The organism is Shinella sp. NM-101, assembly GCF_021401195.1.
GTDB lineage: Bacteria > Pseudomonadota > Alphaproteobacteria > Rhizobiales > Rhizobiaceae > Shinella.
The window spans coordinates 41,848-55,815 of record NZ_JACBFT010000024.1; the positions used below are offsets into that span (position 1 = coordinate 41,848).

General features: G+C 65.1%; 12 protein-coding genes. 11 read left to right on the forward strand and 1 reads right to left on the reverse strand.

The genetic code is table 11. From position 1 onward, the window contains the following. Positions 1-294: 294 nt before the first annotated feature. From L0976_RS26425 to L0976_RS28810, 3 genes are all read left to right on the forward strand, one after another. Positions 295-1,179 carry an AraC family transcriptional regulator gene (locus L0976_RS26425; protein ID WP_234189895.1) on the forward strand — a complete coding sequence of 295 codons (885 nt, stop codon included), beginning with the start codon at positions 295-297 and terminating at the stop codon, positions 1,177-1,179. Between the two features lie 150 nt (positions 1,180-1,329). Further along, positions 1,330-2,268: a TonB-dependent receptor plug domain-containing protein gene (locus L0976_RS28805; protein WP_370643868.1), complete on the forward strand. Its 939-nt coding sequence runs from the start codon at positions 1,330-1,332 to the stop codon at positions 2,266-2,268. Next, positions 2,178-3,515, forward strand: coding sequence for a TonB-dependent siderophore receptor (locus tag L0976_RS28810; protein WP_370643871.1), 1,338 nt, complete (start codon positions 2,178-2,180; stop codon positions 3,513-3,515). The genes L0976_RS28805 and L0976_RS28810 overlap by 91 nt, the downstream gene beginning before the upstream one ends. Before the next feature lie 77 nt (positions 3,516-3,592). Here the strand turns inward: L0976_RS28810 and L0976_RS26435 are convergent, their stop codons facing one another. Next, positions 3,593-4,354: a DeoR/GlpR family DNA-binding transcription regulator gene (locus tag L0976_RS26435; protein ID WP_203315730.1), complete on the reverse strand. Its 762-nt coding sequence runs from the start codon at positions 4,352-4,354 to the stop codon at positions 3,593-3,595. Positions 4,355-4,603: 249 nt separating this feature from the next. Here L0976_RS26435 and L0976_RS26440 point away from each other — a divergent pair, with 249 nt between their 5' ends. From L0976_RS26440 to L0976_RS26475, 8 genes are all read left to right on the forward strand, one after another. After that, the gene (locus L0976_RS26440; RefSeq protein ID WP_234189886.1) at positions 4,604-5,515 is read left to right on the forward strand and encodes a choline/ethanolamine kinase family protein; all 912 of its coding nucleotides are present in this window, start codon (positions 4,604-4,606) and stop codon (positions 5,513-5,515) included. Further along, positions 5,512-7,953 carry an FAD-dependent oxidoreductase gene (locus tag L0976_RS26445; RefSeq protein WP_234189887.1) on the forward strand — a complete coding sequence of 814 codons (2,442 nt, stop codon included), beginning with the start codon at positions 5,512-5,514 and terminating at the stop codon, positions 7,951-7,953. The genes L0976_RS26440 and L0976_RS26445 overlap by 4 nt, the downstream gene beginning before the upstream one ends. A gap of 170 nt (positions 7,954-8,123) precedes the next feature. Beyond that, positions 8,124-9,125: a LacI family DNA-binding transcriptional regulator gene (locus tag L0976_RS26450; RefSeq protein ID WP_234189888.1), complete on the forward strand. Its 1,002-nt coding sequence runs from the start codon at positions 8,124-8,126 to the stop codon at positions 9,123-9,125. A 127-nt stretch (positions 9,126-9,252) separates the two neighbouring features. Continuing rightward, on the forward strand, positions 9,253-10,287 hold the full coding sequence (locus L0976_RS26455) for a sterol desaturase family protein (protein ID WP_203315734.1): 1,035 nt from the start codon (positions 9,253-9,255) through the stop codon (positions 10,285-10,287). Further along, the gene (locus tag L0976_RS26460) at positions 10,284-10,595 is read left to right on the forward strand and encodes a MocE family 2Fe-2S type ferredoxin (RefSeq protein ID WP_234189889.1); all 312 of its coding nucleotides are present in this window, start codon (positions 10,284-10,286) and stop codon (positions 10,593-10,595) included. The genes L0976_RS26455 and L0976_RS26460 overlap by 4 nt, the downstream gene beginning before the upstream one ends. Positions 10,596-10,673: 78 nt before the next feature. After that, positions 10,674-11,618 carry a substrate-binding domain-containing protein gene (locus L0976_RS26465; RefSeq protein ID WP_234189890.1) on the forward strand — a complete coding sequence of 315 codons (945 nt, stop codon included), beginning with the start codon at positions 10,674-10,676 and terminating at the stop codon, positions 11,616-11,618. A gap of 58 nt (positions 11,619-11,676) precedes the next feature. Further along, positions 11,677-12,882: an NAD(P)/FAD-dependent oxidoreductase gene (locus tag L0976_RS26470; RefSeq protein ID WP_234189891.1), complete on the forward strand. Its 1,206-nt coding sequence runs from the start codon at positions 11,677-11,679 to the stop codon at positions 12,880-12,882. Then, positions 12,879-13,703: a sugar phosphate isomerase/epimerase gene (locus tag L0976_RS26475; protein WP_234189892.1), complete on the forward strand. Its 825-nt coding sequence runs from the start codon at positions 12,879-12,881 to the stop codon at positions 13,701-13,703. The genes L0976_RS26470 and L0976_RS26475 overlap by 4 nt, the downstream gene beginning before the upstream one ends. The last annotated feature ends 265 nt before the right edge of the window (positions 13,704-13,968 follow it).

Consider the following 13,968-nt stretch of genomic DNA (forward strand, 5'->3'; position numbering starts at 1 on the left):
AGCCTGTATCCCTTCTCCTTATGTCCTGCAGCGCCCGCTCGGCCCTAAAGCCGGAAGCGCGATTGTCCATACTGGCAAGCCAATACCGGCACGGCAACTCTCGCAACGCCGGTTTACCGCCGTAAACTCTCCCATACCAAGTCCGTTTTTCCCTTCCCCGCCATCGGAAGCCGTTGCATTGGCCCTGATTCGCGCGTGAGGTCACAGCCGGTCCCCTTCCGATTTCCGGGATATTGCATTGCGGCCTGGTGCACGATAAAACTTGATGGAAGTTAGAAGGTATTGATCGGCGAGATGACGTTCCAGCCGCGCATGCAGAACCGGATCGAAGGCTTTTCCGTCGTCGGGGATCTCAACCGCCGGCATTGGAACGGCATCGTCGCCGACGTCTGGGATGTGGAATGCGCGCCCTTTGCGGGAGGCTATTATGTCGGCCAGGATCCGCGGCTCTTCATTCTGCTCGACAAGCGAGGACCGGGCCAGTCGCGCATCCGCATGTCGCCGGGCGGCAAGGAGACGGTGGCGGACTGGGGGCGTCGCCCGATCGCCTATATCCCCGCCGATTTCGAGCTCTGGGCCGACCTCGTCGATCATCAGTTCATGCGTCATCTCGACCTGCATTTCGACGTCGAGACGATCAGCCGGCGCCTTGCGGAGGATCTCGATCCCGAGCGTCTCTCCGTGCCGCAGCTCTTCTTCTCCGACAGCAGGCTCTTCTCCCTCGCGCAACTTATCGCCGCCGAATGCGTCAACCCGCGGCCGCTCCATGATCTCTACGGCGACGGCCTTTCGCTTGCCCTGATCATCGATGTCATGAAGCTCGCCAAGGCGCCGGGCCGCAAGCGCAGCAGGCTTGCCGGCTGGCAATTGCGCCGCGCCACCGATTTCATCGAGGAAAACTGCCTGCGCAATATCCGCCTGGAGGAACTGGCAGCCCTCGTCGGCCTTTCCCAGTCCCATTTCAGCCACGCCTTCAAGGCATCGACCGGCATCGCACCCCACCAATGGCAAATGAATGCGCGGCTGGATCGCGCCAAGCTCTTGATTCGAAACGGAGAATACTCCCTGACAGAGGTCGCGGCCGAAACCGGCTTCGCCGACCAGGCCCATTTCACGCGTGTCTTCCGCAAGAACGTCGGAACGACGCCCGCCCACTGGCAGAAGACGCAAATTGCCTGAGGCGTTTGCGGGCGAATATCCGCCATCGGGAGAATTGCCCAAGAACGTTCAATTTTCGCGGAATGCGACAATCCCGCCGATTAAATCTGAGTTAATCACTCAGCTTATTGCGGCTGCCTGGGATGGGCGGCCTGTTCGGGGTGTCTGCTGATGATAATGAAGTTGAGGAAACAACAATCGCAGAGGCTGGCTCTGGCTTGCGGAACCGCAATCGCCCTGCTGGCACCGCTGGCTGCCCACGCGCAGGATGGCACGCCGTCCACGCAGCTTGAGGAGATCCGCGTCGAGCAGGGCAACGCGAAAGGCGATACCACCGGCGTCGATCCGGTAAAGGGCGTTGTCGCCAAGAAGTCGCGTACCGGTTCCAAGGCCTCCACGGAAATCAAGGATATTCCGCAGTCCGTCTCGGTCGTTGGTCGGGAGCAGATGGAGATGCAGAGCCCGCAGAAGATTGACGAGGCGCTCCGCTATGTGCCTGGCGTCAATCCCTCGACCTACGGAACGGACTCCGACACCGACTGGATCTTCATACGGGGGTTCCAGGCGGACCAGTCCGGCATCTTCCTCGACGGCCTGTCCTTTTACCAGACGGGGTTCGGCACCTTCCTGATGGACCCGTTCTTCCTTGAGCGCATCGAGGTGGTGAAAGGCCCGTCGTCAGCGCTTTATGGCGGCGGCAATCCCGGGGGCTTCATCAATTATGTCAGCAAGCGCCCCGGCGAGCACCATCGCTATGTGGAAACGGGCGTCAACAGCTTCGGCAACGGCTATCTCGCCGCAGACATCGGCGACACGTTGAGCGATGCGCTTTTTTACCGCGTGAACGGAAAGCTGTCAGGCGGTGGCTGGGAGACGGACCACGCCGAGGACCTGCGCGGCGCCATCGCGCCGAGCTTCCGGTGGCAGCCGGACGAAGCGACCAGCCTCACGGTACTTGGCTCACTGTCGAGCAGGATATTGTCCATACCAGCACCGGCTTCCTGCCCTATTACGGTACGGTGGTTCCGAATGCCGCCGGCTACAAGATTCCGCGCGATTTCTTCTACGGTGACAAGGACGTCGAGCAGTACGACCGTACGCAGGCGATGATCGGCTACGAGTTCTCGCACACATTTGACAACGACTGGACCCTGCGCCAGAACCTTCGCTACGGCACGGTTTCGTTGCAGGAGGACGGCCTATACAGCAACGGCGTCTTCACCGGAACCACCTTGCAGCGCTATCGCTGGGCGCACGACACCAAGGTCAATACCTTCACCGTCGACAATCAGCTTGAAGGCATGGTCGATACCGGTGCGCTCCAGCACACGTTGCTGCTCGGTGCGGACTATCGCTGGTACCGCCATGGGGCATCGACTTTCTATGACCCCTCGGCCGACGCCGCGTTCTTCCCCGGCACCACGCCGTCGATAGATATTCTCAACCCCATCTATGGCGGAGCTTACGGACCGCCAGCGCTGGGGCCGGAGAGCAGGACGACCCTCAACCAGTTCGGCCTCTATGCCCAGGACCAGATCCGCTTTGGGGAGGGCTGGCTGGCAACGCTGAACGGCCGCTACGATTTCGTTTCCTCGAAGCTCGATACGTCGAGCATGGAACGCAACGACAATGAGTTCACCGGCCGGGCGGCTCTTGCCTATGAGTTCGCCAATGGCTTCACGCCCTATGTCAGCTATTCGACATCCTTCAGCCCAACGACAAGCGACAACGGCCAAGGCGCGCTGTTGGCGCCTGAATCCGCGGAGCAGTGGGAAGCCGGCATCAAGTACGCCCCGACGTCTTTCGACGGCCTCTTCACGCTCGCCTATTTCGACATTACGCGCCAGAACGTTCCTACGCAGGTTTCGACGGCGCCGCCGCTGACCGAGACCATCGGCGAGGTGCGGGTGAAGGGCGTCGAACTGTCCGCCCACGCCAATCTCGACAACGGCCTGAAAGTCATCGGTGGCGTGACCTACCTCGATGCGGAGGTCATAAGCCCCTACGGCCCAAGCTACGATTTTGCGCAGGCCGGCACCACGCCGATCCAGATTCCCGACCTGACCGCCTCGCTGTGGCTCGACTATGCCTTCCAGGGCGATCAACTGGAAGGCCTCAGCGTCGGCGCCGGGGTCCGCTATATCGGCGAAAGTTGGGCCGATCGCGTCAATACGCTCAAGGTCGACAGTGCCACTCTCTTCGACGCGGCCATCCGCTACGAGAGTGACAATTGGAGCGTAGCGCTCAACGTGGCAAACCTGTTCGACAAGGAGTACGTGTCGAGTTGCCAGGGCGTCTCGTTGTGCGGTTACGGCGCGGGTCGCACCTTCATGCTGAAGGCCAGCACCTCCTGGTAGCCAGCCGGAATGGACTGTTCAATAAACCGAAAGCCCGGCGAACCCTTTCGCCGGGCTTTCGGTTTACTGCGGTCAACTCAGCGGGCGAGGGTTACGGTGACGCCCGCTGTCTTGAGGGCGGCGGCGATGTCGCGGGGAGGGGCCCTGTCGGTGAAGAGGTCGGTGAGGGCGCCGAACTCGCAGACCCGAACGAGCCCCTGCCGCCCGAACTTGGTGTGGTCGGTGATGACGACCGTGCGCTTGCCGCGCGAGACGACGGCGCGGGCGAACTCGGCTTCCTCCAGATCGTAGTCCATGATGCCGATCGCCGCATCGATCGCGCCTGCGGTGATCACCGCATGGCCGACGGTGAAATGGCTGATGAACTCGATGGACGAGACGCCGAATGCCGCTCCGTTGTCGCTGCGCAGCTCGCCGCCGGCCATGTAGACGCGATTGTCGTTGACCGTCGAAAGGGTGCGGGCGATGTCGGACGAGTTGGTCACCACTGTCAGCCGGCGATGGCTGAGGAGTTCGCGGGCGAGGTAGCTCGTCGTCGTTCCCGTGTCGAGCATGATGGAATCGCCGTCATGAATGGTGGCGGCCATGGCGATGGCGATCGCTTTCTTCGCCTCGCTGTTCTCGCGCATGCGCTTTTCGAACGGCGCCTCGCCGACGACGGAGGGCAGCGCCACCGCGCCGTGCATCTTCACCACGGCTCCGTTGTCGGTCAGCGGCCTGATGTCGCGGCGCACGGTTTCCAGCGAGACGTCGAGCTTTCTGGCGAGGTCGGCGATCGTCACCGTCCCGTGCTGCTGGAGAAGCCGGATGATGTCGTTGTGGCGCTTGGAATGGTTCATGTCGGTCGAATCCGGGGAGCGTTCCCTCGTTTCATAATCCGTCCCGCGGCGGCTGGCAAGAAAGCGTCATAAACGGGCAGAAACACATAAAAAACCACATCCCGGGATTGACAGCCTCACGTTGCCGGAACGACATTGGTGAAAAGGCGGTCGGCAGGACAATCGGGGAACGATGCGCGGGCGGCTGGGCAGGCAATTGCAGGGCTGGGGACGCCCTTGCCGACCCGGCCAGCCTAGGGAGGGACGTTGATGGACGGGCATGCAATGCTCGCCCGCGCGGTCGAAGACCGTATCCGGTGCCTGCCGTGCTGGAGCGGCGCCATCGAGATCGCACCGTTGAGCGGCGGCATCAGCAACGAGAGCTACCTTGTCAGCGACGGGGCAGGGCGCCATGTGGTGCGCTTCGGCAAGGATTACCCCTTTCATCACGTTGTCCGAGAGCGGGAGCTGATGACCGCGCGCGCCGCCCATGCCGCGGGCTTCGGGCCGGAAATCCGCTATGCGGAGGCGGGTGTCATGGTGTCGGCCTATCTCGGGGCACGGACCTTCGGGGCAGGGGACGTCGTCGCGCAGCGGCGGCGCGTCGCCGACCTGCTGCGCCGGTTCCATGCCGCAATGCCGGCGGAGATCAGCGGCGCCGCCTTCCTCTTCTGGCCGTTCCATGTGGTGCGCGACTATGCACGGACCCTGAGGGCGGGGGGCAGCCGCATGCTGCCGCAGCTTCCCGCCTATCTCGCGCTTGCCGGCGAACTGGAGGCGGCGCAGGTGCCATTGCCCATCGTCTTCGGCCACAACGACCTCCTGCCGGGCAACATCCTCGATGACGGGGAGCGGCTGTGGCTGATCGATTTCGAATATGCCGGCTTTTCCACCGCCATGTTCGACCTCGCCGGTGCGACCTCCAATGCCGGGTTTTCGCCCGAGGCGGCGGAGGACTTCCTGGACGCCTATTTCGGCGGGCCGCCGGACACGGCGATCCGCCGGGCGCACGGCGCCATGCAATGCGCCTCGCTCCTGCGGGAGGCGATGTGGAGCATGGTATCGGAGCTGCACCTTGCCGCGCCCGGCGCGGACTATGCCGGCTACGCGGCGGAAAATCTCGCGCGCCTCGACAAGGCGCTCGACCAGTACAGGACGACATACGGGAAATGCACCAAATGACCCTGCCTACCCACGCCGAAATCATCGTCATCGGCGGCGGCATCATCGGTTGCTCGACGGCCTATCATCTTGCGCGCGACCACAAGGCGGATGTCGTTCTTCTGGAGCAGGGCACGCTGACCTCCGGCTCGACCTGGCATGCGGCGGGCCTTGTCGGCCAGCTCCGTTCCTCGGCCTCCATTACCCGCGTGCTGAAATACTCCGTCGATCTCTACAAGGATCTCGAAATCCAGACAGGCCTTGCGACTGGCTGGAAGATGACCGGGTGCCTGCGCCTTGCGACGAACCGGGACCGCTGGACGGAATTCCGCCGCCTCGCCACCACGGCGAAGAGCTTCGGCATGGACATGCACCTGCTGACGCCGCAGGAGGTGACGGCGATGTGGCCGCTGATGGAGGTCGGCGACCTCGTCGGCGCCTCCTTCCTGCCGACCGACGGACAGGCAAGCCCGTCCGACATCACCCAGTCGCTCGCCAGGGGCGCGCGCATGCACGGTGCGCGGATCGTCGAGAACGTCCGCGTCACGGGCTTCGAAATGGAGGACGGCAGCATCAGGCGCGTGCGCACCACGCTCGGCGACATCGCCTGCGAGAAGGTCGTCAACTGCGCCGGACAGTGGGCAAGGCAGGTCGGCGCCATGGCGGGCTGCAGCGTGCCGCTCCAGCCCGTCAAGCACCAGTACATCATCACGGAAAAGGTGCCCGGCCTTGCCGGCGATGCGCCGACGGTGCGCGATCCGGACCGCCGGACCTATTTCAAGGAGGAGGTCGGCGGGCTCGTCATGGGGGGCTACGAGCCGAACCCGCAGCCCTGGACGACCGGCGACGTGCCCGACGACTGGGCCTACCGGCTGTTCGACGACGATTTCGACCATTTCGAGCAGCATATGGAGCAGGCCATCGCCCGGGTGCCCGCGCTTGAGAGGGTCGGCGTCAGGCAGATGATCAACGGGTCGGAAAGCTTCACGCCGGACGGCAACTTCATCCTCGGCGCCGCGCCGGAATGTAGCAACATGTTCGTGGGTGCCGGTTTCAACGCTTTCGGCATCGCCTCGGGGGGAGGGGCGGGCTGGGTGCTGGCGCAATGGGTGGTCGACGGCGAGGCGCCGCTCGATCTCTGGGCGGTCGACATCCGCCGGTTTTCCGGGATGCACCGCGACCGCCAATGGGTGCTCGACCGGACGCTCGAAGCCTACGGCAAGCATTACGCCATCGCCTTCCCGCACGAGGAATACGAGAGCGGTCGGCCGCGCATCGTCTCGCCGCTCTACGAACGTCTCAAGGCCCGTGGAGCGGTCTTCGGCTCGAAGCTCGGCTGGGAGCGGCCGAACTGGTTCGCGCCGGAGGGCGAGGCGCTGCGGGACATCTACTCCATGGGGCGGCAGAACTGGTTTGCCGCGGTCGGCGAGGAGCACCGCCATGTGCGTGAGGCGGTCGGCCTCTTCGACCAGTCCTCCTTTGCCAAGTACGAGATGACCGGGCCGGACGCGTTGAAGGCGCTCGACTGGATCTGCGCCAACGATGTCGGAAAACCCGCCGGCCGGCTGACCTACACACAGCTTCTCAACAGCCGGGGCGGCATCGAGGCGGACCTGACGGTCGCGCGGCTTTCGGACACGATGTTCTATATCGTCACGGGCACGGGCTTTCGCACGCACGACCTCGGCTGGATCGCGGACCATCTTCCCGAGGGCCTCGACGTCACGCTGCGCGACGTGACCGAGAATTTCGGCACCCTCTCGCTGATGGGGCCGAGGGCACGCGACGTGCTGGCCGCCGCGACGGACGCCGATGTCGGCAATGCGGCCTTTCCCTTTGCCCATGTGCGCGAGATCGTGATCGCCGGTCATGTCGTGCGCGCACTGCGCGTCACCTATGTGGGCGAGCTGGGCTGGGAGCTGCATATGCCGATCGCCGCCGTCGGGGACGTGTTCGACACGCTGATGACCGCCGGGGCGCCTTCCGGCATACGTCCGGTCGGCTACCGCGCGCTGGAATCGCTGCGCCTCGAAAAGGGCTACCGTGCCTGGGGGGCGGATATCACCCCGAACGACACGCCCTTCGACGCCGGGCTCGGCTGGGCGGTGAAGCTGCGCAAGAACACGGATTTTCTCGGCCGTCGGGCGCTGGAGGCGGTGCGGGGCGAGCCACGCAGGAAGGCTTTCGCCGGCTTTACGGTGGATGATCCGGACATCGTTCTCGTCGGCCGCGAGACGATCCTCAGGAACGGCGAGCCTGTCGGCTACCTGACCAGCGGCGGTTACGGCTATACGCTCGGCAGGAACATCGGCTACGGCTATGTGCGCCGCGTCGATGGCCTCGACGACGACTTCCTGAGAGGCGGCGACTATGAGCTCGTCGTCGCCATGGAGCGCACGCCCGCGAAGATCCATTTCGAACCGCTTTACGATCCCTCCGGCGCGCGGGTGAGGGGATGACCGCGAAAGATAGTCCAGCGTCCGGCTTCGATTTCCTGCTTCAGAGGCACATGCAAGCGTCGGGCCGGGGGGAAGCATTTCCGCGCATCCGGACGCAAAACCGCTACGCAGTTTCGCCGGAATTGCTCTAGGCTCGGATTCGCCCTGAAGCCATCGAAGGACGCCGTACCGTGAGCAAGCCGAACTACCGCGACATCGCCCGCCATGCCGGCGTGGGGACGGCGACGGTCGAGCGGGTGCTGAACGGGCGCGGCGGTGTGCGGCCGGACCTCGTCGCCAGGGTGGTGATCGCCGCGCGAAGCCTCAAATATCCGCGCACGCTGCCCGATACCCATCGCGGCCTGCTGCGCATCGAGGTGCTGATGGTGCGGCCGGAGACGACGTTCTACCGGCGGCTTTCCCGGGCCTTCGAGCGCATCGCCGCGACGCTCGATCCGCTGGTGGTCGTCCAGCGCAGCTTCACCGAGGAGATGAAGCCGGAGGCGATCGCAAGGCGCATCCTTTCCACCGAGACGCCGCGCGCGGCCCTCATCCTCGCCGTCCCCAACAGCCCGCTGATCAGCGCGGCGGTCGAGGCGGTGGTCGCCCGGGGCATTCCGGTCGTCCATGTCGTTACGCGCGCCTCGGGCCATACGGGCGAGTTCGTCGGCATCGACAATCAAGCGGCGGGCCGCACGGCCGCCTTCTTCATCGCGCGCATGGCGCGGGCGCAAGGCCCGGTCGTCGCCCTCTGTCATCCCATCTACCAGGTGCATCGCGACCGCATCCGCGGCTTCTCCGACTATTTCCTCAAGCATCCCGGCCCCATCGCCTTCGAATGGCTCGGCTTCACCCGCGACGAGGAGCATTTCAGCGCGGAGACGCTGGCGATGGTGCTCGAAAGGCACCCCGATCTCGTCGGCCTCTACAATGCGGGCGGGGCGAATGCGGCGCTGATCAGCGTGCTGCAGCGCCACCCGCGCGGGCGCGACATCCTCTTCGTCGGCCATGAGCTGACGGACTATACCCGCGCGGCGCTCGGCGAGGGCATCATGGACGTGGTGCTGGATCAGGCGCCGGAGGCGCAGGCCCAGCGCGCCCTCGATCTCGTCCTGCGCCGGATCGGCCTGACCGACATCGAGCCGGACCGCAATCCCATCCGCTTCATCACCATCACGGCCGAGGGGCTTTGATCTGATTTGATCAAGGAAGCCTTCGGCGCGCCGCCCTGTTCCTGATATTTTTCAAGTCAGGAGGAGGGCCGGCGGCGCTCTCCCGTCATCCGGCAATTGTGCGGGCGAAAGCCCGAAGGAGAGCGCAATGGACGATCTGAAATACGGCAAGCGCAACAAGCGCGGCGACTGGGCGCCGAACGATCCGGTGGAGACCGCGCCGCTGTTCGCCTTCCCGCCGAAGCTCATGGCGATCCTCAAATGGTTGCCGCACTATTTCTTCCCCTGGAACGCCATCTTCGCGCTTTCGGCGGTGGCCTACTGGGCCTGGGTAATCCCCCCGGTCGAGACGATGAAGACGCTCGCCATCGGCTGGGCGCTCTGGCTCTATGCGGTGAACGCGGTCTGCGTCTTCCTGTTCTACGGTGCCTTCGAGCTTCACCTCTACGTGCTGAAGCGGCAGGAGAACCGCTTCAAGTACAATGGCAGGTTTCCCTCCGACCAGAAGAACAACGTTTTCTGGTTCGACCGCCAGAACGTCGACAACATGCTGCGCACCTTCCTGTCGGGCGTGACGATCTGGACGGCCATCGAGGTCGGCATGCTGTGGGCCTATGCCAACGGCTATGCGCCCTGGCTGACCTTCGCGGAGAACCCGTGGACGCTGGCGCTGGTCGCGCTCGTCGTGCCGATCATCCACGAATTCCACTTCTTCTGCATCCACCGGCTCATCCACGTGCCCTTCCTCTACAAGTGGGTGCACTCGGTCCACCACAATTCGGTGAACCCGTCGCCGTGGTCGTCGCTGTCCATGCACCCGGTCGAGCATTTCCTCTATCTCGGCACGGCTTTCTATCACCTGATCCTGCCGTCCAACCCGGTGCTGATGCTCTACCAGCTCCACTATGCCGGCTTCGGCGCCATTCCCGGCCATGTCGGCTTCGACAAGGTGGAGGTCGGCGAGGACAGGCTGGTCGATAGCCACGCCTATGCGCATTACCTGCACCACAAGTATTTCGAGGTGAACTACGGCGACGCCCTGATCCCGCTCGATAAGTGGTTCGGCACCTGGCACGACGGCTCGCCGGAGGGCGAGGCCCGCATGCAGGAGCGCTACCGCAGGCGCAAGGAAAAGCTCGCCGCCCGCAAGGCCCGCACCGAAGTCCGGGGAGCCGCAGAATGACCTGGGTATCCGCTTGCAGGATCGACGATATCGAGCAGGAGGGCGCCGTGCGCTTCGACCATGGCGGCCGCACCTATGCGATCTATCGCGGCCCGGACGACAGCGTCTATTGCACGGCGGGCCTGTGCACCCATGAGGCGATCCATCTTGCCGACGGGCTCGTCATGGATTTCGAGGTGGAATGTCCCAAGCATTCCGGCGCCTTCGACTATCGCACCGGCGAGGCCCTCCGCCTTCCCGCCTGCGAGAACCTGAAGACCTATCCCGCCGAGGTGATCGACGGCGAGGTGCGCGTGGCGCTTTCCTGAAGGCCACGCATCATCGATCGGGCCCTTCGGGCCTCCGGTGTGCGAGCGGGTGAACCGGCACCCATTGGGAGGAATGACATGAAATCTCTATGCCTGGCGGCCGTTCTGGCCGCCTTGATGGGAAGCGCTGCTTCGGCCGAGACGATCGGCGTCTCGATGCAGAGCTTCGACAACAACTTCCAGACGCTGCTGCGCGAGGGCATCGGCGCCCGCGCCGCCGAGGTGAACGGCGTCAACGTGCAGGTCGAGGATGCGCAGACCGACATCTCCAAGCAGCTCAACCAGGTGAACAACTTCATCGCCGCCGGTGTCGATGCGATCATCATGACGCTGACGGACACCTCCGCCGCCCCCGGCGTCAGCGAGGCGGCATCCAAGGCCGGCATTCCGCTCGTGTTCCTCAATCTCGAGCCGGAAAACCTCGCCAGTCTTCCCGAAAAGCAGGCCTATGTCGGCTCGAAGGAGACGGACGCCGGGCGGCTTGCCGGGGAGGCGGCCTGTTCGCTGCTGAAGGAGAAGGGCAAGGCTTCGGATGCGCAGGTCTATATCCTCATGGGCGACCTTGCCCATCAGGCCTCGCGCGACCGCACCTCCTCCTTCAAGGACGCCCTGGCGGGCGGCGACTGCAAGGCCGTGACGATCGCCGACGAGCAGTCCGCCGCCTGGACGCGCACCAATGCGATGGACCTGACGACAAACTGGATCACCGCCGGCCAGCCCATCGACGTGGTCTTCGCCAACAACGACGAAATGGCCATCGGCGCCATCCAGGCGCTGAAGGCGGCGGGCGTCTCCATGGACGACGTGATCGTCATCGGCATCGACGCCACGCAGGACGGCCTTGCCGCCATGGCGGCGGGCGATCTCGACGCGACCGTGTTCCAGAACGCCAGGGGCCAGTCCGGCAGCGCGCTGGACGCCGCCGTGGCGCTCGCCCGCGGCGAGGCCGTCGACAGGCAGGTCTGGGTGCCCTTCGAGCTCGTCACGCCGAAGAACATGGCGGACTATTCCACGCGGAACTGATCCTCCCCGCCGGTGCGTTTCCGGGCGTACCGGCGATCTTTTTTCCAAGGAGAGCCTCATGAACGGGATCGTCATCATCGGCGCGGGCGAAGCGGGCACCCGCGCGGCCTTCGCGCTCCGCGAGGCCGGGTTTTCCGGTCCGGTCACGCTGGCCGGCACGGAGCCGCATCTTCCCTATGAGCGCCCGTCGCTCTCCAAGCCGCTGGACGGCGTCGTCCAGATGAAACCGATCTGCTCGGCCGAGGCTCTCGAAGCCGCCGGCATCGACTATCTTCCCGGCATGCCGGTAGTGCAGATCGACGCCGCCCGTCGCCACCTTCTCCTCGGCGACGGGCGGACGCTTGCCTATGACAGGTTGCTACTTGCCACCGGCGCGCGCCCCCGCCGGCTCGCCTGCCCGGGCGCCGAACGGGCGCTCGACTTCCGCACTTTCGCGGATGCGGCGGCGATCTTCTCCCGCGTTGAAGGGGTGGAAACCGTCGCGATCGTCGGCGGCGGGCTGATCGGCATGGAGCTTGCGGCGGTGCTGCGCGGCAAGGGCATTGCCGTCAGCGTCGTCGAGGCGGCGGTAAGGCCGCTCGGCCGCGCCGTGCCCGCGCGCTTTGCCGCGCGGCTGCATGCGCGCCATGCCGAAGAGGGCGTGCGGTTCCACCTCGGGCAGGGCATCGCCGAGATCACGCCCGATGCCGTCATTCTGGCCGATGGGACGAGGGTTCCGGCCGATATCGTCGTCTCGGCCATCGGCGTCGTGCCGGATACCGGCCTTGCCGAGGCGGCGGGCCTTGCGACCGGCAACGGCATCCTGACGGATTCCTTCCTGCGCACCAGCGATCCGCATGTCTTCGCGGCGGGCGACTGCGCGGCCGTATCCGTGGCCGGCGGCGGCCATGTCCGGTTCGAAAGCTGGCGCAACGCGCGCAGCCAGGCCGAAACCGCCGCGCGCAACATGGCGGGCGCGAGCGAAGCCTTCGCCGCAATCCCGTGGTTCTGGTCCGACCAGTACGATCTCGGCTTGCAGGTCGCGGGCCTGCCCCAGCAGGGGCATGATTGCATCCTGCGGCCGGCCGGGGAGGGCGAGCTGGAATTCTATCTCGACGGCGGTCGTCTCGTGGCCGCCGCCGGCCTCGGTCCGGGCAACAGCCTTGCGAAGGACATCAAGCTCGCCGAGATGCTGATCGCCGCCGGCATCAGCCCGGATCCCGCCGCGCTTTCGGACCCCGCCGTGAACCTCAAGGCTCTTCTCAAGAGCGCGCGGGCGGCGTGATGCAGAAGCTGCTGTTCTTCCAGTCGCTCTGGGCCATGGAACGCCGGCATACGGACGGCCATGAGCGCAGCCTTGCGGAAAACATCGCGATGATCGCGGAGGCGGGCTTCGACGGCGTCAGCGCGCATTACACGAAGCGCGCGGACGTCAGGACGCTGGACGAGGCGCTGCGGGGAACCGGCCTCGGGATCGAGGGCGTCTGCTTCCCGCGCACCGTCGAGGACCTGCGCCTGCCGCTGGAACTGGCCGCCGAATATCCGGTGAGGCACATCAACCTCCAGCCCGATATCCGCCTGCGCCGGGTGGAGGATTGCCTGCCGCTGCTCGACGGCTGGATGGCGCTTGCCGAGCGGGCCGGCATTCCGGTCTTCATCGAGACCCACCGCGACCGCATGACCACGGACCTGTTCTTCACGCTCGATCTTCTCGACAGCCGCCCCGATCTGCCGCTTCTCGCCGACCTCTCGCATTTCCTCGTCGGCCGGGAATTCGCCTTTCCGGTCGAGGAGGAGAACCACGCCCTCATCCGGCGCATCCTGCAGAACGCCCGCGCCTTCCACGGCCGCGTCGCCTCGCGCGAGCAGGTGCAGATCGAGATCTCCTTCCCGCATCACCGCCCCTGGCTCGACCTCTTCCTGAACTGGTGGGACGACGGCTTTCGCCACTGGCGCGCAAACGCGGCCGAGGATGCCGAACTGGTCTTCACCTGCGAGCTCGGTCCCAAGCCCTATGCCATCACCGGAAGGGACGGCAACGACACGACGGACCGCTGGGCGGAGGCCTTGATGCTGCGGCAGGAGGTGCGCGCGCTCTGGCGGTAAGGGCTATCGCCTATGGAATTCGACGTTGCCGCTCTTCTCTTCTCCCCTCGGGGAGAAGGTGGCCCGAAGGGTCGGATGAGGGGGCGAGGTACGAAAAGACTTTCTCTTTTGCCTTCGGCATCCCCCTCATCCGCCTGCCGGCACCTTCTCCCCGAGGGGAGAGCGACTGTCTTGTCAGTCAAGCGCTTTGCCATGGTTTTCCGTCCCGGATGATGGCGTTGAGGATGGTGAGGAGCTTTCGCATGGTCGCGACGATGGCGACGAT